The sequence below is a fragment of the Actinoplanes sp. KI2 genome (assembly GCF_025630775.1).
In the GTDB taxonomy this organism is placed as follows: Bacteria; Actinomycetota; Actinomycetes; order Mycobacteriales; family Micromonosporaceae; genus Actinoplanes.
This window is the reverse complement of the sequence record NZ_JAOSZE010000075.1, coordinates 1-23530: the sequence shown is the minus strand read 5'-3', so window position 1 is coordinate 23530 and position 23530 is coordinate 1. Positions and strand designations below refer to the sequence as shown.

Sequence of the window (23530 nt, the reverse complement as noted above, 5' to 3'; positions counted from 1 at the left end):
CGACGCGAGCCCGAGAGGAGTGGAACATGCCGGACGCATGGCGGGCGTATCTGGAGATGGCGCTCGGATTGACCGAGATACCCCGTAAACGTGCCCAGAAGGCGGTTGGTGACCTGGTCAGCAAGGGCGGGGCCACCGCCGCGCAGCTCCAGGGGCTGGTCGAGGACCTGCTGTCGGCCGGCATGGCCAACCGGGAGGCGCTGACCAACATCGTGCGGTACGAGGTCGACAAGGCGCTCGGTGCGGTCGGGCTGGCCACCGCGGAGGAGGTCGACGAGCTGACCGCCCGCGTCCGGGACCTGGAGAAGGAGCTGCAGGCGGCGCAGGCCAAGGCGGTGCCGGGGGACGGCGCGGCGTCGGCGGTCGGCGGTACCCGGCTGGAGAGGCCGGCGCCGGCGCCGAAGAAGGTCGCCAAGAAGGCGGTGGCGAAGAAGGCCGTGAAGGCCACGCCGAACGCGATGCCGGCAGCGGGCACGGCGCCGGTCTCGGCGGTCGCCAAGAAGACGGTCGCCAAAAAGGCGGTCGCCCAGAAGCCGGTCTCGGCTGTCGCCAAGAAGGCCGTGGCGAAGAAGGCCGTGGCGAAGAAGGCCGTTGCGAAGAAGGCTGTGAAGAACGTGACGCCGGCGGCTCCGGCGGCTCCGGCGGGCACCGCGGAAGCGCCGACGGCGCCGGTGAAGGCGGCCGCCGCCGAGACGGTGCTGCCGGCCAAGAAGGCGCCCGCGAAGAAGACCGTGGCGAAGAAGGCGGTCAAGAAGGTCGCGCCGCCGCCGGCATCCGTGGCTGCGCCGACCACCGAGCCGAAGACCGAGCCGGAGGCTTGATTCCATGACATTCCCGTTCAGGCCCGGACCTCCGCCCGGGGGTGGGTTCCGCCCGGCACCGCATCCTCCGCAGCCGGCACCGCATGCCGAGCCGGACGAGCGCCGGATCGTCGAGACGACCGGGCACCCGGCCGTGGACGCCGCGCTGCGGTCGATCGCCAACGCCGGCCGGCTGGCGCCCGGTGAGCAGATCGCCGCGTACGAGGCCGCGCACCAGGTGCTCCAGGAGACCCTCTCCAGCATCGAGGGCTGAGCGGATGGCTCGTCGTGCCCGGCTCGACGCCGAGCTGGTGCGCCGCAAGCTGGCCCGCTCCCGGGAGCAGGCCGCGCAGCTGGTCGAGGCCGGTCGGGTGCAGGTGCGCGGCACCGTGGCCCGCAAGGTCGCCGCGATGGTCGACCCGGCCGACCCGGTGCTGGTCACCGGCGAGGACCCGGCGACCGAGTACGTCTCCCGCGGCGGCCACAAGCTGGCCGGGGCGCTGGCCGCCTTCGAGCGCCTCCCCGTCGAGGGCCGGCGCTGCCTGGATGCCGGCGCCTCCACCGGAGGCTTCACCGACGTGCTGCTGCGGGCCGGCGCCCGCCAGGTGGTCGCGGTCGACGTCGGGTACGGGCAGCTCGCCTGGCCGATCCGTACGGATGGACGGGTTGTCGTTCTGGAACGCACCAACGTCCGCACCCTGACGCCGGAGGCGATCGGCGGGCCGGTCGAGCTGACCGTGGCCGACCTGTCCTTCATCTCGCTGCGGCTCGTGCTGCCCGCGCTGGCCGCCTGCACCGAGCCGGACGGCGACCTCGCGCTGATGGTGAAACCACAATTCGAGGTGGGTAAGGAACGAGTGGGTACGGGCGGCGTCGTGCGCGACTGGCGGCTGCGCGCCGAGGCGGTCCTGGACGTGGCCGCGACCGCCGCCGGGCTGGGGCTGGGCGTGGCCGGGGTGACCGCGAGCCCGCTGCCGGGCCCGAGCGGGAACGTCGAGTTCTTCGTCTGGTTCCGCCGGGACGCTCCTCCGGCCGATCGCGCAGAGATCGACGAAGTGGTCGCCGCGGGGCCGTCCGGGGAGGTAGCTTCTGCCGCGCCGGAGATTGAGATGGAGGACCAATGATGCGGTCTGCCCTCCTGGTCACCCACACCGGGCGACGCCAGAGCACCCAGCACGCCCGCGCCGTCGTCCGCGACCTGCTCGCCGCCGGCTTCGAGGTGCGGGTGGTCGCCGAGGAGGTGGCCGACCTCGACCTGCCCACCGAGGTGACCCCGGTGACCGGGCCGCAGGCGGCCGAGGGCGTGGAGATCGTGCTGGCGCTCGGCGGGGACGGCACGTTCCTGCGGGCGGCCGAGCTGGCCCGGCCGGTGAAGGCGCCGCTGCTCGGGATCAACCTGGGCAAGGTGGGCTTCCTGGCCGAGGCCGAGATCGGCGACATCGACTCCGCGGTCAAGGAGGTCGTCGACGGCACGTACAAGGTGGACGAGCGGCTCACGCTGGACGTCCGGGCCGAGTACGGCGGCCGGGTGATCGCCGAGTCGTGGGCGCTGAACGAGGTCAGCGTCGAGAAGGGCCAGCGCGCGCAGATGCTGGAGCTGCTGGTCGACGTGGACGGCCGGCCGCTGGCCCGGTACGGCTGCGACGGCGTGGTGTGCGCGACCCCGACCGGCTCGACGGCGTACGCGTTCTCGGCCGGCGGCCCGGTGGTCTGGCCGGAGGTGGAGGCGCTGCTGCTGGTGCCGATCAGCGCGCACGCCCTGTTCTCCAAGCCGCTGGTGACGGCACCGACCTCGTCGTTCGTGGTGACGGTCGACCCGTACACGTCGTTCGCGGTGCTCTGCTGCGACGGCCGGCGCACCTGGGACCTGCCGCCGGGGGCGAAGGTCACCGTCGAGCGTGGGCAGCTTCCGGTACGCCTCGTCCGGCTCGCGCCGAAGCCGTTCACCGATGTCCTGGTGGCGAAGTTCGCGCTGCCGGTGGAAGGCTGGCGCGGTAATCGACGCTGATCGTGGGATCCGCGGTGGGCAATTGTCGGTGGGCACCGTTACTGTCTGCCCTGTGCTGGAGGAGTTGCGGATCACCGGTCTCGGCGTCATCGACGACACGACGCTGAAGCTGACGGGCGGGATGAACGTCATCACCGGTGAGACCGGTGCGGGCAAGACGATGGTCGTGACCGGACTGGGCCTGCTGTTCGGCGGGCGGGCCGACGCCGGGCGGGTGCGCGCCGACCCGGGCCGCGCGGTCGTCGAGGGCCGGCTGCGCCTCAGGGGCGCGCTGGCCGATGCGGTGCAGACCCGGATCACCGAGGCCGGCGCCGAGGTCGACGACGACGGCTCGATCCTGCTCAGCCGCACGGTGACGATCGAGGGCCGGTCCCGCGCGCACGTCGGCGGCCGCAGCATGCCGGTCGCGATGCTGGCCGAGGTGGGCGAGCAGGTCCTCGCCGTGCACGGCCAGTCCGACCAGCTGCGGCTGCTGCGCCCGGCCGAGCAGCGTGCCGCGCTCGACCGGTTCGCCGGCCCCGAGCACGAGAAGCTGCTGGAGACCTATCGCGAGGCGTTCGCACGCTGGCGCGCCGTGGTCGACGACCTGGCCGACCGGCGGCGCAACGCGCGCGCCCGCTCGCAGGAGGCCGACCTGCTCAAGCTCGGCCTCGACGAGATCAGCCGGGTCGACCCGCAGCCCGGCGAGGACGAGGAGCTGCGCGCCGAGGTGCAGCGCCTCGAGCACGCCGAGGGGCTGCGGGTGGCCGCGGCCACGGCGGCGCAGGCGCTCGCCTCGGGCGTCGAGGCGACCGACGACGCCCCCGACGCGGCCCAGCTGCTCGGGCTGGCTCGCCGGACGCTGGAGGCACAGTCCTCGGTCGACCAGTCGCTGAGCGACCTGGCCGCCCGGATCGAGGAGGCGGCCACCCTGGTCGGCGACGTCGCGTCCGAGCTGTCGGCGTATTTGAGCTCGCTGGATGCCGACCCGGCCCGGCTGGAGGAGATCTACGAGCGCCGGGCCGCACTGCGCGGGCTGACCCGCAAGTACGCGGACGACGTCGACGGCGTGATCGCCTGGGCCGACAACGCCCGCTCCCGGCTGGCCGCGCTGGACACCTCCGACGAGCTGCTGGACGAGCTGGACAAGGAGCGTCAGCGGCTGGAGGCCCAGGTCGGCGAGCTCGCCCAGCGCCTCACGGCGGCCCGGGTCGAGGCGGCCGGCCGGTTCTCCGAGGCGGTCAGCGTCGAGCTCACGGGGCTGGCCATGCCGCACGCGAAGGTGGAGGTTGCGGTGGTCCCGCGGGCCGGCGACCTCGCCCTCGGGCCGGACGGCGCCGACGAGGTGGAGCTGCGGCTGCTGGCCCACCCGGGTGCGCCGTCGCTGCCGCTGCAGAAGGGCGCGTCCGGCGGCGAGCTGTCCCGGGTGATGCTCGCCATCGAGGTGGTCTTCGCCGGCGCGGGCGGCCCGCCCACCCTGGTCTTCGACGAGGTCGACGCCGGTGTCGGCGGACAGGCCGCGGTCGAGATCGGCCGCCGGCTGGCCCGGCTCGCCCGCACCCACCAGGTGCTCGTGGTCACCCACCTGCCGCAGGTGGCCGCGTTCGCCGACCGGCATCTGGTGGTCGCGAAGGACACCGGCGGCGCGATCACCACGAGCGGGGTGCGGATCGTGGAGGAGACCGAGCGGGCCCGCGAGCTGTCCCGCATGCTGGCCGGTCTGCCCGACTCCGACCTGGGCATCGCGCACGCGGAAGAGCTGCTGGCGGTGGCCGGCCGGGAGAAGCGCGGCTGACCTGCGGTTCCGGGAGGAATCGGGGCTGATCTCGGTGGCTCGAACGTGGCAGAATGAGGTCCGGAACTAGCGGGGGCGATTTGTCCCTTTTTGTAGGTGAGATCGCGCATGTCGCGTGCCAGACGTGTGATCCGGCATGTCAGGATGGCCGGGATGCGACTTCCCACCTTGCGCCGTGCCCGCGACCTCGATCCCGAGGCGGTCACCGGCACCGCGCGCCTCGACCGCCGCACCAAGCGGCTCACCGGCCGGCTGCGCCCGGGTGACATCGCCGTGATCGACCACGTCGACATCGACCGGGTCGCGGCCGACGCGCTGGTCGCGGCCGGGGTGGCCGCCGTGCTCAACGCCAAGCCGTCGATCTCCGGCCGGTACCCGAACCTCGGCCCCGAGGTGCTGGTCAAGAACGGCGTGCTGCTCGTCGACGACCTCGGCGAGGAGGTGTTCGAGCGGCTGCACGAGGGTGACCTGGTCACCATCGAGAACGACATCGTGCTGCTGGCCGGCGAGCCGGTCGCCACCGGCGTCCGGCAGGACTCGGAGACCGTGGCCGCCTCGATGGCCGACGCGCGCGAGGGCCTGTCGGTGCAGCTCGAGGCGTTCGCCGCGAACACCATGGACTACCTCAAGCAGGAACGCGACCTGCTGCTCGACGGCGTCGGGGTGCCCGAGGTGAGCACGAAGATCGCGGGCCGGCACGTGCTGATCGTGGTGCGCGGCTACGACTACAAGGACGACCTGGACGTCCTGCGGCCCTACATCCACGAGTACAAGCCGGTGCTGATCGGCGTGGACGGCGGGGCCGACGCGCTGGTCGAGAACGGCTACACCCCCGACATGATCATCGGGGACATGGACTCGGTCACCGACGACGTGCTGCGCTGCGGCGCCGAGGTGGTCGTCCACGCGTACCCGGACGGCCGCGCTCCCGGCCTCGAACGGGTCGCCAAGCTCGACGTGCCGGCGCTGACCTTCCCCGCCGCGGCCACCAGCGAGGACCTGGCGATGCTGCTGGCCGACGAGAAGGGCGCCACGCTGATCGTCGCGGTCGGCACCCACGCCAATCTGGTCGAGTTCCTCGACAAGGGTCGCGGCGGCATGGCCTCGACGTTCCTGACCCGGCTCAAGGTGGGCGGCAAGCTGGTCGACGCCAAGGGGGTCAGCCGGCTCTACCGGCAGAACATCTCCGGCTCGGCGCTACTGTTGCTCGTGCTCTCCGCGGTGGCGGCGATGGCCTCGGCGGTGGCGGTCTCCACCATCGGGAAGGCGTATCTCACCGTGGTTTCCGAGTGGTGGGACAATTTGGTCTTCCAGCTGGGCCACCTTTTCTAGAAATCGTCGAGGCATTCGTTGTGATCAACTTCCGGTATCACGTGGTGTCGCTCACCGCGGTTTTCCTGGCCCTGGCCATCGGCCTGGTCGTGGGCACCGCCGCGCTCAACGGGCCGGTGGCGGACAGCCTCAAGGGTCAGATCAGCGCGCTCAGCAAGGACAACAGCAACAAGCGCGACCAGATCAACCAATACCGCGACGAGCTGAACAAGAATCAGGACTTCGCCACCCAGATCGCCCCGGCCTACCTGAACAACCAGCTCGCCGGGCGCAAGATCGTGGTGGTCGCGCTGCCGAACACGGCCCAGTTCGCCGACGGCGTGATCTCGATGCTCAAGGTGGCGGGCGCCACGGTCACCGCGAAGATCACCGTGCAGGACAAGTTCTTCGACCCCAACAACACGTACGAGTTGCTGGATCTCGCCGGCCAGTCGTCGCAGCCGACCATCCCGATGGAGGGGCTGCCGCTGAACTCGGACGGGGTGGAGACGGCCAGCGCGCAGTTGGCGCTCGGGCTGCTGCAGCGGGTCGGTGCGACGCAGGCGAGCGCGGACGACGTGGCGGCTCTGCTCACGGCGTACACGAAGCAGGGCTATCTCGCCGTCGGGGGCGGGGCCGTCGGTGGCGCGGAGGGTGCGGTGATCGTCTCGGGCGAGCCGCCGACCGACAAGGACGCGGCCAAGAAGAACCAGTCCGCGGTGACCATGGCCACCCAGTTCGGCAAGAACAAGCCGCTGGTGGTGGCCGGTGTCTCGGTCGGCGACGGGAACCTGATCTCCGGCGTGCGCAGCGACCCGACGCTGGTCAAGGAGATCTCCACGGTCGACAACGCGAGCACCGCGCAGGGTCAGGTGGCGACCGCGGTGGTCACCGCCGAGCGGATGGTGCAGAACCGGGTCGGTCAGTACGGCCTGGGTGCCGGGGCGACGTCGCTGGTGCCGAAGCCCGCAACCTAGCGGTCGGTCTTTACACTTCCCTGCCATGGCTGTCCTGAGGTCCTTCGGCGTCGGTGCCTCCGCCGCCCGTGCCGCGCTCGGCTGGATCCGCCGCGACCAGCGGGCCGGCGCTCTCGAACGGACGAATTTCCACGGCCGCACGGTGTCGCTCGCCGGGGGGCCGGCGCTGGCGCTCGGCGCCACGGTCGGTGCCGTCGCGGGCGCCCCCTCGGTGCGGGTCGCCGCGGCCTCCGTCGTCGCGGGCGTCACCTCCGGCTCGGTCGGCTTCTATGACGACGTCTCCGGTGACCGGGCCGTGAAGGGCTTCGCCGGGCACCTCGGCGCGCTCCGCGAGGGGCAGGTCACCAGCGGGCTCGTGAAGATCGCCGGAGTGGGGGCGGCGGGGCTGGTGGCCTCGGCGATGATCGGGAGCAAGCGAACTAGCCTCCTAGGACGTACGGCCGACGTGCTCCTGGGCGCCGGGGTCATCGCCGGGATGGCGAACTTCGTCAACCTGCTCGACCTGCGGCCCGGCCGGGCGATCAAGGCCGGGCTGGCGATCGGCGTGCCGGTCGGCGGCGGGGTCGCGGCCGGGACGATGGGCGCCGCCGCCGCGCTGCTGCCGGAGGACCTCGGCGAGGAGATCATGGTCGGCGACGCGGGAGCGAACGCGATGGGCGCGCTGCTCGGTGTCGCCTTGACCGCCCGCAGCGGCACCGCGACGCGGCTGCTCGCCCTCGGCGCCCTGGCCGGGCTCACCGCGGCGAGCGAGAGGGTCAGCTACACGAAGGTCATCCAGGACACGCCATGGCTGCGGCGGCTGGACGAGCTGGGCCGCCGTCCCGCGTGACGGCGACCACCGCGCGAAAGGTCGCCGGGGCCGCGGCGCTCATCACCGTCCTGACGGTGGTTGCCCGGATCGCCGGATTTGCCCGGACCTTCGTCTTCCTGCACACCGTCGGCAAGCATGACCTTGCCGACATCTACAACGCCGCCAACACGATCCCGAACATCGTCTTCGAGCTGGTCGCCGGCGGCGCCCTGGCCAGCCTCGTGGTGCCGCTGCTGGCCGGGCACGTCGCGGCCGGGGACCGGGACCGGGTCAACGCCGTCACCTCTGCGCTGCTCACCTGGGTGCTGGTGCTGCTCGTGCCGATCGCGCTGCTGGTCGGTCTGCTGGCCGGGCCGATCGCCGGGCTGCTCCCGCACGTGCCGGCCGATCACCAGGCGACCGCCGCGAGCATGCTGCACGTCTTCGCCCCGCAGCTGCCGCTGTACGGGATCGGCATCGTGCTCACCGGCGTCCTGCAGGCCCACCACCGGTTCGCCTGGCCGGTGCTCGCGCCGCTGCTGTCCAGCGTCACCGTGATGGCCGCGTACCTGACGTACGCCGCGGTGGACGGCGCGGAGAGCGACTTCCGCGGCCTCACCCGCACCGGTGAGCTCGTCCTGTCGGTCGGCACCACGATCGGCGTGGTGGTGCTCGCCTTCTGCCTGCTCGTCCCGCTGCGCAAGCTGCGCCTGCGGCTGCGGCCCACGCTGCGCTTCCCCGGCGGTGAGGGGCGGCAGGCGGCCCGGCTGGGCTGGGCCGGCGGGGTGACCGTCGGCTCCCAGCAGCTGATCGCGATCGTCGCCCTCGCGCTGCTGACCGACAGCGGCTACACGCTCTACATCACCGCGCAGACGATCTTCCTGCTGCCCTGGGCGGTGCTCGCGGTGCCGCTGGCCACCGCGGTCTACCCCTCGCTGTCGGCCGCGGCGGCGCGCGGCGACGAGGACGCGTACGCCAGATCACTGTCGGCCACCGCCCGGACCGTGATGCTGGCCGCGGGCCTGGGCGCCGCCGCCCTCGCGGCGCTGGCCGGCCCGGCCGCGTACCTGATCAACGCGGGCAGCGCGGCCCCCGGGATCGCCGGCTTTGCCCCCGGCCTGTTCGGCTACGCGTTGTTCGCGTTGCTGTCGCGGGCCCTGTACGCCCGGGGCGCCACCCGGGCCGCGGCCGCCTCCACCGCCGCCGGCTGGGTTGTGGCCGCCATCACCGCGCTCGCCTTCGCCGCCCTGCCCCACCAGCGGCAGGTGCTCGGCCTCGGGCTGGCCAACGCGGCCGGGATGACCGTGATCGGGGTGCTGCTGGTGCTGGCTGTGCGCCGGATCGCCGGCCCCCGGGCCCTGGCCGGGCTGGCCCGGGCCGCCACCGTCGGTATCGTTGCCGCGGGAGTCGCCGCGGCTGCCGGGTACGGCGTGGTGACCGGAATCGGACACCTGGCCGGTGCCCGGCCCAGCGTGGCGGGCAGCCTGGCGCAGGGCATTCTGGGCGGGCTCGCCGTGCTGGCCGTGTTCGGAGCGGTGGCGTTCGCCCTCGATCGACGTGATGTCAGTGTGCTGGTCGCCCGGTTGCGGCGGCGCGGCTGAAAGGGGGTTTCGGTTCCGTGGACGACCGATGGCGTGGCTCGGTGGCTCTCGCGCTCGCCTCGAGCACCGGCGGGATCGGGCAGCACGTCGCCTCGCTGGCCCGTGGCCTGCACGCGGCCGGCTGCGAGGTGCTGGTCTGCGGGCCGGCCGCCACCGACGAGCTGTTCGGCTTCACCGCGGCCGGCGTCGCGTTCACCGCGGTCGAGATCCCGGCCAACCCGGGCGCCCAGGACGCCGGCGCGGTCCGCGCGCTGCGCGCCGCCCTCGCCGCCCGCCCGATCGACGTCGTGCACGCGCACGGCCTGCGCGCCGGCCTGGTCGCCGGCCTGGCCCGCCCCGGCGTCCCGCTGATCGTCACGTGGCACAACTCGGTGCTCGCCAAGGGCCTGCGCGGGCAGGCGTCCGCGCTGGTCGAGCGGATCGTCGCGCGCAGCGCCACGGTCACCCTCGGCGCCTCCGACGACCTGGTCGCCCGGGCCCGGAGCCTCGGCGCCCGGGATGCCCGGCTCGGCCCGGTCGCCGCGCCCAGGCTCGCCGCGGCCAAGCGCACCAAGGCCGCGGTGCGCGCCGAGTTCCGGCTGGCGCCGGGCGCGCCGCTGATCCTCTCGGTCGGCCGGCTGCACCCGCAGAAGCGGTACGACCTGCTGATCGACGCGTCCGCCCGGTGGCGTGAGCTGTCCCCGGCGCCGGTCGTCGTGGTGGCCGGTTCCGGGCCGAGCTACATGTCCCTGGCCCAGCAGTCGTCCGAGCGGCACGCGCCGTTCCACCTGCTCGGCCGCCGCTCGGACGTGCCCGACCTGCTGGCCGGCGCCGACCTCGCGGTGGTCACCAGCGACTGGGAGGCGCGGCAGCTGTTCGCGCAGGAGGCGCTGACCGCGGGGACGCCGCTGATCGCCACGGCCGTCGGCGGGGTGCCGGGGCTGGTCGGCGACGCGGCGCTGCTGATCCCGCCGGGCGACGTGGACGCGCTGGACGAGGCGGTACGGCGGATGCTGGCCGACCCCGGCCTGCGGGCCGACTACGCGGCCCGGGGGCCGGCGCGGGCCGCGACCTGGCCCACCGAGGAGGAGACCGTGGCGGCCGTGCGGGCCGTCTACGGCGAGGTGACGGCTCGGGTATGAGGCGGATCTGGATCCCGTACGCGCTGGTCCTGCTCGCCGTGGCGGCCAGTCTCGCCGGCCTCGCGGTGCGGCCGGTCGGTGGCGCGCCGCAGAGCACGGTCGACTACGTCATCGTGGCGGGCGCGGCCGGGCTGCGCTGGGACGACCTCGACCCGCAGCGCACCCCGCAGCTGTGGCGGGAGGCGAGCAAGGGCTCGATCGGCTGGCTGTCGGTGCGCTCGGCGCAACGGGTCACCTGCCCGTCCGACGGCTGGGTCACGGTCGGTGCCGGCAACTACGCGGCGTACCCGCGGGCCTCGGCCGACGCCGGCCGCTGCGACCCGCCCGCGCCCGATCTCGACCAGCCGGACACGATCGGCGCGAACATCGCCAACCAGCGCAACATCGTGCAGAACAATCAAGACCGTTTGCCGTACGGTGCGGTGCCCGGTGCGCTCGCCGAATCGGTGCGGTGCACGACCGCGGTCGGCCCGGGCGGTGCGATCGCGGCGGCCCGCCCGTTCGGCCGGGTCGACAAGTACCGGGCCGAGCTGCCCGCCGACCCGAAGAGCCTGCTCGCCGACTGCCTGCTCAGCTTCGTCGACCTCGGCACGATCACCGGCTCCGGTCCGGCCCGCGCGGCCCTGGTCGAGCGGGCCGACGCCACCCTGGCCCGGATCGTCGCGGCCCGCCCGGAGCGGTCGCTGCTGCTGGTCGCCGGCGTCTCGGACACCGACCGCTCGTCCCGGCTGCACGTGGCGATCGCCGAGGGGGAGGGCTGGAACGGCGGCTGGCTCACCTCGGCCGGCACCGGCCGCGACGGCTACCTGCAGCTGATCGACCTGGCCCCGACGATCCTCACCGCGCTCGGCAAGAGCGTGCCGGAGAAGCTGTTCGCCGGGCGCTCCGCCACCGTCGTGCCGGGCAAACCCGGCAACCTGCCTGACGCGGTGCGCGGCTCGCACAACGCCGACCAGCGGGCCGGCGCCCAGCGCGGCGTCGCCACCATCTTCTTCACCGTGCTGGCGATCCTCCAGTTCGTGCTGTACGCGCTGATCGTCCCGGTCATGGTGCGGGCCCGGCGGCACAGCGGTCCGCGGGGCCGGGCGCTGCCTTCGCCGCGCGTGGTCGAGGCGGTCGAGCTGGCGCTGATCGCCACCGCCCTGACCATCCCGGCCGCGCTGCTGGCCGACGCGTCGCCGTGGTGGCGCGCCGAGCATCCGGCGTGGATCTTCGGGCTGGTCACCGGCGCGCTGGTGGTGGCGGGCACCGCCGCCGTCCGCCTGGCGCCGCGGTACCGGAGCACCCTGTGGCCGATGGCCGCGGTCGCCGCGTGCGGCGCGGTGGTGGTCGGCCTCGACCTGCTCACCGGCGCGCAGTTGCAGTTGAACGGGGTGGCCGGCTATTCGGCGATCACCGGCGGCCGGTACGCGGGTGTCGGCGGGGTCGGCCTCGGCGTGTTCGTGACCGGGCTGCTCGTGCTGGCCGGGTGCCTCGCCCAGTGGGTGGCCAAGGCGTACCGGCCGCTGATCTTCGTGCTGCTCGGCGGGCTCGGCGTGGTCATGGTCGGCAGCCCCTATCTGGGTGCGGACCCGATCGGCGCGATCGCGGTCACCGCCGGGGTGTGCGTGGCCGCCGCGATGAGCACGGGTGGCTGGCTCACCTTCACCCGGTTCGCCTGGGCCGCGCTGGCCGGGCTCGCGGTGACCATCGGCTTCGCGGTGGTCGACCTGCGCCGTCCCGAGCTCGAGCAGGGCAGCCTCGGCCGGTTCCTGTCCGCGCTCGGCGACGGCAGCGCCGGCCCGGACCTGCAGCGGGTGGCCGCCGGCAACGGCGAGACCCTGCTGGCCAGCCCGCTGACGATCCTGGCCGTGATCGGCGCGGTGATGCTGGCCTTCTGCCTGTTCTCGCCGTGGGGCGGACTGAACCGCCTGTTCGGACTGCATCCGGCGATCCGCGCGGCCGGCGCCGGGGTGACCGTGACCGCGATGATCGCCGGGGTGCTCGGCGGATCGGCGCTGACCGTGGCCGGGGCCGCCGCCGCGGCGGCCGTGCCGACCGCGGTGCTGGTCGCGCTGCGGGTGCTGCTGCACGCCGCCGATCGGACCCGGCCGGAGGGCGAGACGGACGGGCCGGGCGGGCCGCTGCTGCGCAAGACCGACTTCGCAAATCCGGCGAAGATCACTTAGCGGTTGCCGTAACCGCGCCGCGGACACACGCTGGGAGCGGCCCGGACGTACGTCCCCGTCCCCAGGTGTTACGGTGGACTCCCGTGGATGGGGCCTCGCGCCCCGGTCTGCATGTCCGGCTACAGACAAACCACGGGAGCGGGCGTTGGCCTCATCAGTGCGCGACACGCGGCACATTTTCGTCACCGGGGGCGTCGCCTCCTCGCTGGGCAAGGGCCTCACCGCCTCGAGCCTCGGTAATCTTCTGACCGCGCGCGGACTGCGGGTCGTCATGCAGAAGCTCGACCCCTATCTCAACGTCGATCCCGGCACGATGAACCCGTTCCAGCACGGTGAGGTCTTCGTCACCGAGGACGGCGCCGAGACCGACCTGGATGTCGGCCACTACGAGCGGTTCCTCGACCGGGCGCTGTCCGGCAAGGCGAACGTGACCACCGGGCAGGTCTACTCGACGGTCATCGCGCGCGAGCGGCGCGGCGAGTACCTGGGCGACACCGTGCAGGTCATCCCGCACATCACCAACGAGATCAAGAGCCGGATCTTTGCGATGGCCGACCCGGACGAGTCGGGCCGGGTGCCGGACGTCGTGATCACCGAGGTCGGCGGCACGGTGGGCGACATGGAGTCGCTGCCGTTCCTCGAGGCGATCCGCCAGGTGCGCCACGAGGTCGGCCGCGACCACGTGTTCTACCTGCACGTGTCGCTGGTGCCTTACCTGGCGCCGTCGGGCGAGCTGAAGACCAAGCCGACCCAGCACTCGGTGGCGGCGCTGCGCAACATCGGTATCCAGCCGGACGCGCTGATCTGCCGTAGCGACCGGGAGATCCCCGAGAAGCTCAAGCACAAGCTGGCGCTCTACTGCGACGTCGACCGCGAGGCCGTCATCGCCTGCCCGGACGCGCCGAGCATCTACGACATCCCCAAGGTGCTGCACCGGGAGGGCCTCGACGCGTACGTGGTGCGCCGGCTCGGCCTGTCGTTCCGCGACGTCGACTGGTCCACCTGGGACGACCTGCTGCACCGGGTGCACCACCCGAAGCGGACCATCACGATCGCGCTGGTCGGCAAGTACGTCGACCTGCCGGACGCGTACCTGTCGGTGAGCGAGGCCATCCGCGCCGCCGGTTTCGCGAACAATGTCAAGATCCAGATCCGCTGGGTGCCCAGCGACGACTGCGAGAGCACGGCGGGCGCCGCCGCGGCCCTCAAGGGCGTCGACGGCATCGTCATCCCGGGCGGGTTCGGCGTCCGCGGCATCGAAGGCAAGATCAACACTTCCCGGTACGCCCGGGAGAACCAGCTGCCGATCCTGGGCATCTGCCTGGGTCTGCAGTGCATGACGATCGACGCCGCGCGGAACCTGGCCGGGCTGGCCGGCGCCAACTCCCTCGAGTTCGACGAGCGCGCGCCGTACCCGGTGATCTCGACGATGGCCGACCAGGAGGACATCGTGGCCGGCAAGGGCGACCTGGGCGGCACGATGCGGCTGGGCGCGTACCCGGCGGTGCTCGCCGCGGACTCCGTGATCTCCGAGACGTACGGCGGCGCCACCGAGATCTCCGAGCGGCACCGGCACCGGTACGAGGTGAACAACGACTACCGGGAGAAGCTGGCCCAGGCCGGGCTGGTCTTCTCCGGCACCTCCCCGGACGGGCGGCTGGTCGAGTTCATCGAGCTGGACCGGGCGACCCACCCGTACTTCGTGGCGACCCAGGCCCACCCGGAGCTGAAGAGCCGCCCCACCCGGCCGCACCCGCTCTTCGACGGCCTGATCAAGGCGGCCGTTCAGTACGCGGCCGCGGACGAGCTGCCGGTCGTCGTGGACCCGTCGTGACCGCATTCGCCCACGAGACGCTGTCCCAGGAGTACCGGTACCACGGCCCGATCTTCACGGTCCGCACCGACCAGGTCACCATGTCCAGCGGCCGCCCGGCCGGCCGGGACGTGGTGGCCGCCAAGGGCGCGGTCGGCGTCCTCGCGATCGACGACCTGGACCGGGTGGTGCTGATCAAGCAGTACCGGCACGCGGTCGGCCGGTACCTGTGGGAGCTGCCGGCCGGGCTGCGCGACGTCGACGGGGAAGACCTGGTCGCGGGCGCCGCCCGGGAGCTGGCCGAGGAGGCGGACCTCATCGCCGCCCGGTACGACCTGCTGATCGACCTGCACACGTCGCCCGGTTTCACCGACGAGATCATCCGGATCTTCCTGGCGCGTGAGCTGACCCCGGTGCCGGACGCCGAGCGGCACGAGCGCACCGACGAGGAGGCCGACCTGGAGGTCAGCCGGATCGACCTCGACGAGGCGGTCGCCATGGTCTTCCGGGGCGAGATCACCAACGCGGCGGCGGTCGGCGGGCTGCTCGCCGCCGCCCGTGCCCGGGACGAGGGCTGGGCTACCCTGCGGCCGGTGGCGACGCCGGAGCCCTGAACGGGCCGCTCAGGGCCGCCCACTGCAGCAGCATGATGGTCTTCGCGTCGGCGATCCGGCCGTCGGCGATCCGGGCGAGGGCCTCGTCGAAGGGTAGCTCGACCGCCTCGATGTCCTCGCCCTCGTCGGCCACGCCGCCGCCGGCCGCGGTGCGCGACGCGGGGGAGTAGGGCGCGGCGTAGAAGTGCAGCCGCTCGGTGATCGAGCCGGGACTCATCCAGGCACCGAAGACGTGCTCGAGGTCGCCGACCTCGACGCCCAGCTCCTCGGCGGCCTCGCGGCGGATCGCGTCGGCCGGGTCGTCGTCGTCCAGCAGGCCGGCGGCGGTCTCGACGAACATGCCGTCCGGGTGGCCGTTCACGTAGACCGGGTAGCGGAACTGCCGGGTGAGCAGCACGGTGCGCCGGGCCGGGTCGTACAGCAGGATCGTGGCGCCGTCGCCGCGGTCGTACGTCTCGCGCTGCTCCCGCGTCCAGCGCCCGTCGGCGTGCCGGTAGTCGAACGTGGTGCGGCGCAGCACGTGCCAGGCGGCGGCCAGCAGCTCCACGTCGCGGATCACGACGTCCGGGTTGCCGGTCAGGTCCCGGCCGGTCCGGTCGAGGCCGGTGCGTCCGCGGGCGTCGGGCACGTCGATCCCTGGTGTCGTCATGATCGCCGACCGTACACTGCAAAACGCGCAACAGTCGACAATAATGAGGAGAAACACGCATGCTGGCCGCCGAGCGACGCGACTTCCTGCTGGCTCGGCTCCGGGTCGACGGCAAGGTCGTCGCCAAGGACATCGCCGCCGAGATCGGCATCGCCGAGGACAGCATCCGGCGAGACCTGCGGGATCTGGCCGCGGCGGGGCTCTGCCAGCGGGTGTACGGGGGAGCGCTGCCGGCCGCACCGGCAGCGGCCGACTACGCGACCCGGGTCTCGGTGGCGGCGGAGAGCAAGCGGCGGGTGGCCGCGGCAGCCGTGGCGCTGATCGAGCCGGGGAGCACGGTGCTGCTGGACGGCGGGACGACGGCGCTGGCGGTGACCGCGGCGCTGCCGCCCGATCTGTCGGCGACGATCGTCACGCACAGCCCGACCGTGGCCGCGGCGCTGGTCGCGCATCCGACGGTCGACGTGTACCTGCTGGGCGGCCGGTTGTTCAAGCATTCGGCGGTGGCGTGCGGGGCGGCCGCGGTCGAGGCGGCGGGCCGAATCAACGCCGACCTGTTTTTCCTCGGTGTGACGGGTGTCCACCATCGAGCCGGGCTGACCACGGGCGACCCGGACGAGGCGGCGATGAAGCGGGCGCTGGCCGCCCGTGCTGCCGAGACGTACGTGCTGGCCAGCGCGGAGAAGGTGGGGGCGGCCTCGCCATTCGTCGTGCTACCGCTGTCCGAGGTGGCCGGAGTCATCGCGGACGTACCGGCGGACGACGCCGAGGTGCTGCGTCTCGCCGAGATCGGCGTTCCGGTGCTCCGTTAGGAGGTCAGGCGCATCCGCTCGGCCAAGCCGCGCAGCTCACTGCCGCCCGCCCGCCGGCTGGAACGCTCCAGCAGCGTGCGCACGGTCGCCGAGGCGTCGGCCGAGGTGTGCACGTGCTGCGGGGCGAGGCGCTCGGCGGTGAGCAGCAAACGGATCGCCTCCCGATCCTTGCCGCCCAGCTTGGCCAGCGCCCGCGCGGTGTCCGTGTAGTAGAAGACCTGGCGCAGGCCGGCCGCGATGGCGGCCGGGTTGGCGCGCCGGGCGATCTCCACGGCGCGGGCGGGGTCCCCCTGATTGACCTCGATGTTGATCCGCCAGAGGTCCACGTTGGTGGGGCCGAAGTACATGCCCAGCGTGGTGGTCTCGCCGGTGCGCCGGGCGAGCGCGACGGCCTGCGCCGTCCAGCTCCGGCTGTCGTCGATCCGGTCGCGGCCACGGCTCGCGGACGCGCAGATGAGGTGCAGCGTGCCCGCCATCTCCGCCGCCCCCGGCCGGCTCAGGTGCCTCCGCAGGTCGTCGACGGCCCGCTCGGCGATCGTCAGCGCCCGCTGGTGGGAGCCGCACGACCGGGCCGCGTTCGCCATCGAGTAGGCCGCGTACGCCCGCAGCACCGGATCGCCGGCGGCGTCGGCCGCGTCCCGGCAGCGCTCGGCGCCGAGCCACGCCTCCGCCGGGTGGCCGAGGTTACGCAGCAGCGTGGACGCGTTGAAGGCGGCGTCGCACAGCAGCCGCAGCGCCCGCTCCCGGTCCGGCCCGGCGGTCTCGGCGTGCAGGTCACGCAGCAGGCCGGGGAGCAGCCGGGCGGCACCGGCGTAGTCGCACCCGTCCAGCAGCGTGCCGAGCAACTCGACCGCCGCGGCGAGCTCGGCGACCGGCGGCCCGATCGTCAGGCCCGGCTCGGTCAGGTCGATGTCGACCAGCGCCTGCCGGATCCCGCGCAGCCCGGCCAGCGCGGCCGCCGCCGCCCGGTCCCCGGCCGGCGTCGGGCCGCCGGCGAGCTCGTCCGGCGAGCACTCCAGGGCCGCCGCCATGTCCGCGAGGGTGAACCGGTTGTCCGCCGCCTGCCGCCCCCGTTCGATGCGACTCCAGGTCGCATGGGAGACACCGGCCCGGCTTGCGGCGTACCGGATGCTCCACCCACGCAGCAGGCGGCGGACCCGGATCCGCTCCCCGATGGTGGGGTCGGCAGTCGGTCGTGGAGTCACGCCGGAACGGTAACCCCGCTCCGATCATCCGGTGGTACATGCTCGCACCGGTTCACGAGCGGAGGAACTCGGCGACCCGGGCCGGCCACGTGCGTACGTCGGCCGAGGTGGACGAGACGTGCAGGCGCGCGTCCGGCAGGGTCTTCACCAGATACTCCGCCGTGGAGACCGGGTGCACCGGGTCGGACTCCCAGGCCAGGATCAGGGTGGGGTGGGTCAGCGTCGCGAGCGCCTCGGTGGGCGGCAGGTCGGTGAGGGCGGCGCCGCGGAGCACCGACGGGAGCATCTCGCCGCGCACGTCGGGGTCGTACCGGTAGGACGGGACGTCGGCGAAGATCTCGGGTACGCCGAACTGCTGCATGCCGCGTACCCAAGCGTCCTTGCCTTTGGTCTCCACGAAGTCGGCGCCTTGGCGATACATGTCGCGGGCTGCCTCGCGGGTCTCGCCGGTGGTCGGCGGGATCTGCAGGACCAGCCGGCGGAACCGCTCGGGGGAGCGGACCGCGGCGTGCAGCAGGGTGCCGGTGCCCATCGACTGCCCGATCCAGTCGACCGGCTCGCCGCCGCGCACCTCGTCGGCGACCGCGATCAGGTCGTCGGCCAGCGCGTCCCAAGTGTACGAAGCGGGATCCGGACCGCCGCCGGACCGGCCGTGGCCGCGGGCGTCATAGCGCAGCAGGCGCCGCTCCGCCAGCAGCGGCCGCAGGTCCATCAGGCCGGCCGCGTCCTCGGCGGCCCGGCTGAAGAACAGGCCGTGCGACTGGCCGACCAGCGGGCCGGCGCCCTCGAGGTGGTAGGCGAGGTCGGCATCGGGGCGGGAGACGACGGAATCTGCCATGCCGCCGAGCATAGCTTGACAACGATGTCGGCGAGGGTAAATCTGGGAGCGCTCCCATATCGTCACCCATCGATTGGCTCACCCACATGAGACTCCGATCCCTGGCCCTGGCCGCGGCCGTCTGCACGGTCGCCACCGGGACGCTGGCCGCGACGTTGTCCCCGGCGTCCGCGGCCACCACCGGCTGTTCCGTCACCTACCAGGTCACCGGCTCCTGGCAGGGCGGCTTCCAGGGCGACATCGCGATCACGAACCTCGGCGACGCGATCTCCTCCTGGACGCTCGGCTTCGACTTCCCGACCACCACGCAGAAGGTCAGCCAGGGCTGGAACGGCACCTTCACCCAGTCCGGCCAGCACGTGACCGTCACCAACATGTCCTACAACGGCTCGCTGGCCACCAACGCGAGCACCTCGGTCGGCTTCCTCGGCGCCTGGTCGGGCACCAACCCGGTGCCCACCACCTTCACGCTCAACGGCGTGACGTGCACCGGCGGCACGACCACCACCACACCGCCGACGACCGCCCCGACGACGCCACCCACCACGCCGCCGGCCACGGGCGCCGCCCCTTCTCTCAAAGTCTCCGGCAACAAGTTGGTCAACGCGTCCACCGGCGCGACCGTCAAGCTCTACGGCGTCAACCGCTCCGGCGGCGAGTTCGCCTGCATCCAGGGCAACGGCTTCTGGGACGGGCCGATGGACCAGGCCTCGATCACCACGATGCGCACCTGGAAGATCCGCGCGGTGCGGGTGCCGCTCAACGAGGAGTGCTGGCTGGGCACCTCCGACGTGCCCGCCGCGTACGGCGGAACGGCCTATCAGAACCAGGTCAAGACGTACGTGAACCTGCTCGTCCAGAACGGGATCACGCCGATCGTCGAGATGCACTGGAGCTACGGCCAGTACACCGGCAACTCGGCCGGCTGCTCCGACGTCAAGGCGACCTGCCAGAAGCCGATGCCCGACGCGCAGTACGCCCCCTCGTTCTGGACCGGCGTGGCGAACGCCTTCAAGGGCACCAACGCGGTGATCTTCGACCTGTTCAACGAGCCCTACCCGGAGCGGGCCACCGGCGACGAGACGTCCGGCTGGAAGTGCTGGCGCGACGGCGGCACCTGCACCGGCATCACCTACCAGGTGGCCGGCTTCCAGTCGCTGGTCAACACGGTCCGGGCGACCGGCGCCACCAACGTCATCATGATCGGCGGCCTCGCGTACTCGAACAACCTGAGCCAGTGGCTGACCTACAAGCCGACCGACTCGACCGGCAACCTGGCCGCGTTCGCGCACATCTACAACTTCAACACCTGCTCGAACACGTCCTGCTGGGACAGCCAGATCGGCACCACCGCGCAGACCGTGCCGGTCTCGCTCACCGAGATCGGCGAGAACGACTGCGCGCACGGCTTCGTCGACGGGCTGATGAACTGGGCCGACGCGCACGGCATCGGCTACCTCGGCTGGACCTGGAACACCTGGGACTGCTCGAGCGGCCCGTCGCTGATCAGCGACTACAACGGCACCGCGACCAACTACGGCCAGGGCCTCAAGAGCCGCCTGGCCTCGGTCTCGAACTGACGTGTTGGCGACGCCCGGGTCCGCGGACCCGGGCGTTTGTCCCATATCGACGCGCCGCTATTGACTCCGCCCCTGGGGAAGACTCCACTGTGTGACGGGAGCTCAACCCGATCGGGGGTCGTCATGGTCAAGCGCGTCGCCGTTTTCCTGACGTTCCTGCTCGGCCTCGTCTTGATCCCGGGGGCCGCGCTGGCTGCACCGCTTCCGGCTCAGATCAAAGGTCAGTGTGTACGGGTGGAGCACCTGCGCGTCCAGGTGCTGAGCCCGACGCTGCTGCGCCTGGAGTACGCCGCCAACGACTCCTTCGAGGATCGCGCCACCTTCAACGCCGTCGACCGGTCCCCCTGGCCCACCTGGTTCCGGGCGTCCACGCAAAACGGTGAGCTGCGCGTCGACACCGGCGCGGTGACCCTGCATTACCAGCTCGGCAGCGGCCCGGTCACCGCCGCCAACACCACCCTCGACCTCACCGTGGCCGGCAAGCGCACCAGCGTGCACCCCGCCTTCGGCACCCCGGCCCGCGACGACACGCTCGGCGGGTGGTATCGGGGGCTCGACTACTACGCCGGCCAGGCCGGCCCGGTCGACCAGCTCACCCTGCACCCCGGCATGCTGAACCGCGGCGGGTGGTACCTGCTGGACGACACCGCCACCGCGCTGCGCACCGGCGACGACTGGCTCGTCCCGCGGCCCGCGCACACCGGCGCCTACCAGGACGGCTACCTGTTCGGCTACGGCCACGACTACCAGCGCGGCCTGGCTGACCTGCGCACGCTCACCGGCCCCTCGCTGCTGCCGCCGGAGTGGGCCTTCGGCACCTGGTTCTCGAAGTACCAGGCGTACAGCACCAGCGACTACCGCAACACGCTGCTGCCCGCTTTCAAGCAGCACAACGTGCCGCTCGACAACCTGGTGATCGACACCGACTGGAAGGCGCCCAACTCCTGGGCCGGCTGGAATTGGAACGCGAGCCTGTTCCCCGACCCGCAGCAGTTCCTGGCCGAGCTGAAACAGCAGGGCATCAACGCGACGCTCAACGTGCACGCCGCGATCAGCGGCGACGACCCGCAGTTCGCCGCCGCCCAGGCCCGCGCCAAGAACAAGCTGGTCCCGGCGGCCAGCAGCTTCGCGCCCAACCCGTACAAGTTCGACTGGAGCGACGCCGACCAGGCCGCCGCCTACGAGCAGCTGCACGACCCGTTCGAGGCGCAGGGCGTGCAGCAGTGGTGGCTGGACTACTGCTGCGACGACAGCGGCGTCAGCATGCCCGGCCTGACCGCCGACAGCTGGGTCAACGAGCTGTACAAACGCGACGGCGACGCCCGCGGCCGGCGCGGCTTCTCCCTCGCCCGGATCGGCGCGTCCTACCCGGCGTACACGGTGCCCGGCGGCTCCGGCCCGTGGGCCGAGCACCGCAGCACCGTCCACTTCACCGGCGACACCCGGCCCGACTTCGCGACCCTCGCCTTCGCGGCGAGGATGACCCCGGCCGAGGGCGCGAGCATCGGCGAGCCCTACGTCAGCCACGACATCGGCAGCTTCGCCGGCAAGCACCTGCCCGACGACCTGTACCTGCGCTGGGTGCAGCTCGGCGCGTTCCAGCCGATCCTGCGGCTGCACTCCGACCATGGCGACCGGCTGCCCTGGGAATACTCCGGCGCGGTCAGCGGGCCGGCCGCCGACTTCCTGCGCCTGCGCGAGTCGCTGGTGCCCTATCTGTACACCGCGGCCCGGCAGAGCTACGACACCGGCCTGCCGATGGCCCGCGCGCTCTACCTGCAGTGGCCCGAGCTGACCGAGGCCTACCGGCACGACACGCAGTACCTGCTGGGCGACTCGCTGCTGGTCGCGCCGGTCACCACCCCGGGCCTGTCCACCACCACGTCGGTGTGGTTCCCGCCCGGCGTCTGGACCGACTTCTTCACCGGCGCCACCTTCCGCGGCCCGGCCACCCGCACCGTCGGCGCCACCCCCGACCACATGCCGGTCTACGTGCGCGCCGGCGGGATCGTGGCGCAAGCGCCCGGCACGGCGAACGTCGCCAACCAGCCGAAGGACCGGCTGACCCTCACCGCCTACCCGCACGCCGACGGGGTGACCTCGGTCTACCAGGACGCCGGGGACGGGCTCGGCTACCAGCAGGGGCAGTACCAGCAGATTCCGGTCCGCTACCACGAGGGCCACACCTCGTCGCTGACCGTCGGCGCGGCCCAGGGCAGCTACCCCGGGGCCCCCGCGGCGCGCGGCTACACCGTCGCCTTCGCCGGGGTGAGCCGGCCGCACACGGTCACCGTGGGCGGGCGCCGGGCTCCGTTCTCCTACGACTCGGCGAAACACCTGCTGAGCGTGACCGTGCCGGCGACACCGAGCGGGCGGTCCGTCACCGTGACCCACGACGGCAACCCGCTGACCATCGCCCAGCAGCCGGCCGTCGAGGTCGGCTTCGAGGCGCCCGACGGCCTGCAGTCCGGCGCCACCAGCCGCCTGGTCACGACCGTCCACAACGCCGGGCCGGGCACCATCCGCGACGTCGACGCCGGTGTCGAGGCCCCGGCCGGCTGGGTGATCAAGCCGAAGACCAGCACGCGCACGTCCTCGCTGGCGGCCGGGGCGACGTTCACGGTCACCTACGACGTGACGCCCGCCGGTGACTCGCCGCGCACCGCGGCGGTGATCGCCCACGTCGCGTACAAGAACCCGGACGGCACCGCGACCAGCGTGCCCGCGGCGCTCACCGTGCCCATCCGCCCGGTGGCGGTCACCTTCCGGGTGCTCGCCCCGCCGGGCACGCCGCCGGACGCCACCCTGTACGTGCCGGGCAACATCGACCAGCTGGGGCCGTGGGACCCCGGCAAGGTCGCCATGACCAACCGCGGCAACGGCATCTGGGAGGCGACCGTCAGCGTGCTCGACGGCACCGACATCCAGTACAAGTACACCCGCGGCACGTGGGAGACGGTCGAGGACTGGGGCACGATCACCGGCACCAACAACCGGGACGTGGTCGTCGACGGCGGCATCACCCAGACCATGGTCGTCGACGACACCTCCACCGCGTGGGGCACCGGCGCGTCCGACTTCCACCTGGCGATCCAGTACTGGCGCGACCCGCTCGTGGTCTCCACGACCAGCAGCGCCTCCGCGGTCACCGTCCACTTCCAGCGCGACATCCAGCCAACCGCCACCGACTTCGCCAACGCCATCGTGGTGACCGGCGTCTTCGGCCCCACCGCCGGCACGGTAGCCGAAACAACCCCGGGCGTCCTGACCTGGACCCCCTCCGAGGCACTCCCCGCCGGCACCTACACAGCCACGGTCGCCAACATCAGCAGCACCGGCGGCGGAAGCGTCCCCATCCAAAAGCCCTACACATTCAGCTTCACAGTCCCGTAGGCCACCCCTGGCCTCTCGTGGGCCGTGTCTGGTCTCTCGTGGGCCGTGTCTGGTCTCTCGTGGGCCGTGTCTGGTC

General features: G+C 72.7%; 19 protein-coding genes. 16 read left to right on the top strand and 3 right to left on the bottom strand.

Annotated features, from left to right (window positions below):
• Positions 1-26 precede the first annotated feature (26 nt).
• The 13 genes from ODJ79_RS44330 to ODJ79_RS44270 all read left to right on the top strand — a co-directional run bounded on the left by ODJ79_RS44330 (position 27) and on the right by ODJ79_RS44270 (position 14977).
• Entirely contained in the window at positions 27-821 is a 795-nt protein-coding gene (locus tag ODJ79_RS44330; protein WP_263029760.1) for a phasin family protein, read from the top strand.
• A 4-nt stretch (positions 822-825) separates the two neighbouring features.
• Positions 826-1074 carry a hypothetical protein gene (locus tag ODJ79_RS44325; RefSeq protein WP_263029759.1) on the top strand — a complete coding sequence of 83 codons (249 nt, stop codon included), beginning with the start codon at positions 826-828 and terminating at the stop codon, positions 1072-1074.
• Between the two features lie 4 nt (positions 1075-1078).
• Complete coding sequence (locus ODJ79_RS44320; RefSeq protein WP_263029758.1) at positions 1079-1924, top strand: TlyA family RNA methyltransferase; 846 nt, start codon at positions 1079-1081, stop codon at positions 1922-1924.
• Entirely contained in the window at positions 1921-2808 is an 888-nt protein-coding gene (locus ODJ79_RS44315; protein WP_263029757.1) for an NAD kinase, read from the top strand. Before ODJ79_RS44320 ends, ODJ79_RS44315 begins: the two co-directional genes overlap by 4 nt.
• Before the next feature lie 52 nt (positions 2809-2860).
• Positions 2861-4582, top strand: coding sequence for a DNA repair protein RecN (recN, locus tag ODJ79_RS44310; RefSeq protein WP_263029756.1), 1722 nt, complete (start codon positions 2861-2863; stop codon positions 4580-4582).
• A 153-nt stretch (positions 4583-4735) separates the two neighbouring features.
• Entirely contained in the window at positions 4736-5914 is a 1179-nt protein-coding gene (steA, locus tag ODJ79_RS44305) for a putative cytokinetic ring protein SteA (RefSeq protein ID WP_263029755.1), read from the top strand.
• Between the two features lie 20 nt (positions 5915-5934).
• Positions 5935-6870: a copper transporter gene (locus ODJ79_RS44300; RefSeq protein WP_263029754.1), complete on the top strand. Its 936-nt coding sequence runs from the start codon at positions 5935-5937 to the stop codon at positions 6868-6870.
• A 25-nt stretch (positions 6871-6895) separates the two neighbouring features.
• The gene (locus ODJ79_RS44295) at positions 6896-7699 is read left to right on the top strand and encodes a hypothetical protein (protein WP_263029753.1); all 804 of its coding nucleotides are present in this window, start codon (positions 6896-6898) and stop codon (positions 7697-7699) included.
• Positions 7696-9261, top strand: a complete 1566-nt coding sequence (gene murJ, locus ODJ79_RS44290; RefSeq protein WP_263029752.1) for a murein biosynthesis integral membrane protein MurJ — start codon at positions 7696-7698, stop codon at positions 9259-9261. The genes ODJ79_RS44295 and murJ overlap by 4 nt, the downstream gene beginning before the upstream one ends.
• Positions 9262-9278: 17 nt before the next feature.
• Positions 9279-10382 (top strand): glycosyltransferase family 4 protein, encoded by a 1104-nt coding sequence (locus tag ODJ79_RS44285; RefSeq protein WP_263029751.1) that lies wholly within the window; start codon positions 9279-9281, stop codon positions 10380-10382.
• Positions 10379-12550 carry a hypothetical protein gene (locus ODJ79_RS44280; RefSeq protein WP_263029750.1) on the top strand — a complete coding sequence of 724 codons (2172 nt, stop codon included), beginning with the start codon at positions 10379-10381 and terminating at the stop codon, positions 12548-12550. The genes ODJ79_RS44285 and ODJ79_RS44280 overlap by 4 nt, the downstream gene beginning before the upstream one ends.
• Positions 12551-12695: 145 nt before the next feature.
• Complete coding sequence (locus ODJ79_RS44275) at positions 12696-14384, top strand: CTP synthase (protein ID WP_263029749.1); 1689 nt, start codon at positions 12696-12698, stop codon at positions 14382-14384.
• Entirely contained in the window at positions 14381-14977 is a 597-nt protein-coding gene (locus ODJ79_RS44270; protein ID WP_263029748.1) for an NUDIX domain-containing protein, read from the top strand. The genes ODJ79_RS44275 and ODJ79_RS44270 overlap by 4 nt, the downstream gene beginning before the upstream one ends.
• Here the strand turns inward: ODJ79_RS44270 and ODJ79_RS44265 are convergent.
• A complete protein-coding gene (locus ODJ79_RS44265) occupies positions 14943-15626 on the bottom strand; it encodes an NUDIX domain-containing protein (RefSeq protein WP_263029747.1) in 684 nt (227 codons plus the stop codon). The two genes, ODJ79_RS44270 and ODJ79_RS44265, sit on opposite strands and share 35 nt — an antisense overlap.
• Before the next feature lie 59 nt (positions 15627-15685).
• Here ODJ79_RS44265 and ODJ79_RS44260 point away from each other — a divergent pair, with 59 nt between their 5' ends.
• Positions 15686-16438, top strand: a complete 753-nt coding sequence (locus ODJ79_RS44260; protein ID WP_263029746.1) for a DeoR/GlpR family DNA-binding transcription regulator — start codon at positions 15686-15688, stop codon at positions 16436-16438.
• Here the strand turns inward: ODJ79_RS44260 and ODJ79_RS44255 are convergent.
• Positions 16435-17643: a helix-turn-helix domain-containing protein gene (locus ODJ79_RS44255; protein WP_263029745.1), complete on the bottom strand. Its 1209-nt coding sequence runs from the start codon at positions 17641-17643 to the stop codon at positions 16435-16437. The two genes, ODJ79_RS44260 and ODJ79_RS44255, sit on opposite strands and share 4 nt — an antisense overlap.
• A 52-nt stretch (positions 17644-17695) precedes the next feature.
• Positions 17696-18481, bottom strand: a complete 786-nt coding sequence (locus ODJ79_RS44250) for an alpha/beta fold hydrolase (RefSeq protein ID WP_263029744.1) — start codon at positions 18479-18481, stop codon at positions 17696-17698.
• Positions 18482-18567: 86 nt separating this feature from the next.
• On the opposite strand from ODJ79_RS44250, the gene ODJ79_RS44245 reads away from it, so the two are divergent.
• Together ODJ79_RS44245 and ODJ79_RS44240 are read left to right on the top strand one after the other, a co-directional pair.
• Positions 18568-20061: a cellulase family glycosylhydrolase gene (locus ODJ79_RS44245; RefSeq protein WP_263029743.1), complete on the top strand. Its 1494-nt coding sequence runs from the start codon at positions 18568-18570 to the stop codon at positions 20059-20061.
• A 123-nt stretch (positions 20062-20184) separates the two neighbouring features.
• Complete coding sequence (locus ODJ79_RS44240; protein ID WP_263029742.1) at positions 20185-23454, top strand: TIM-barrel domain-containing protein; 3270 nt, start codon at positions 20185-20187, stop codon at positions 23452-23454.
• Positions 23455-23530 lie beyond the last annotated feature (76 nt).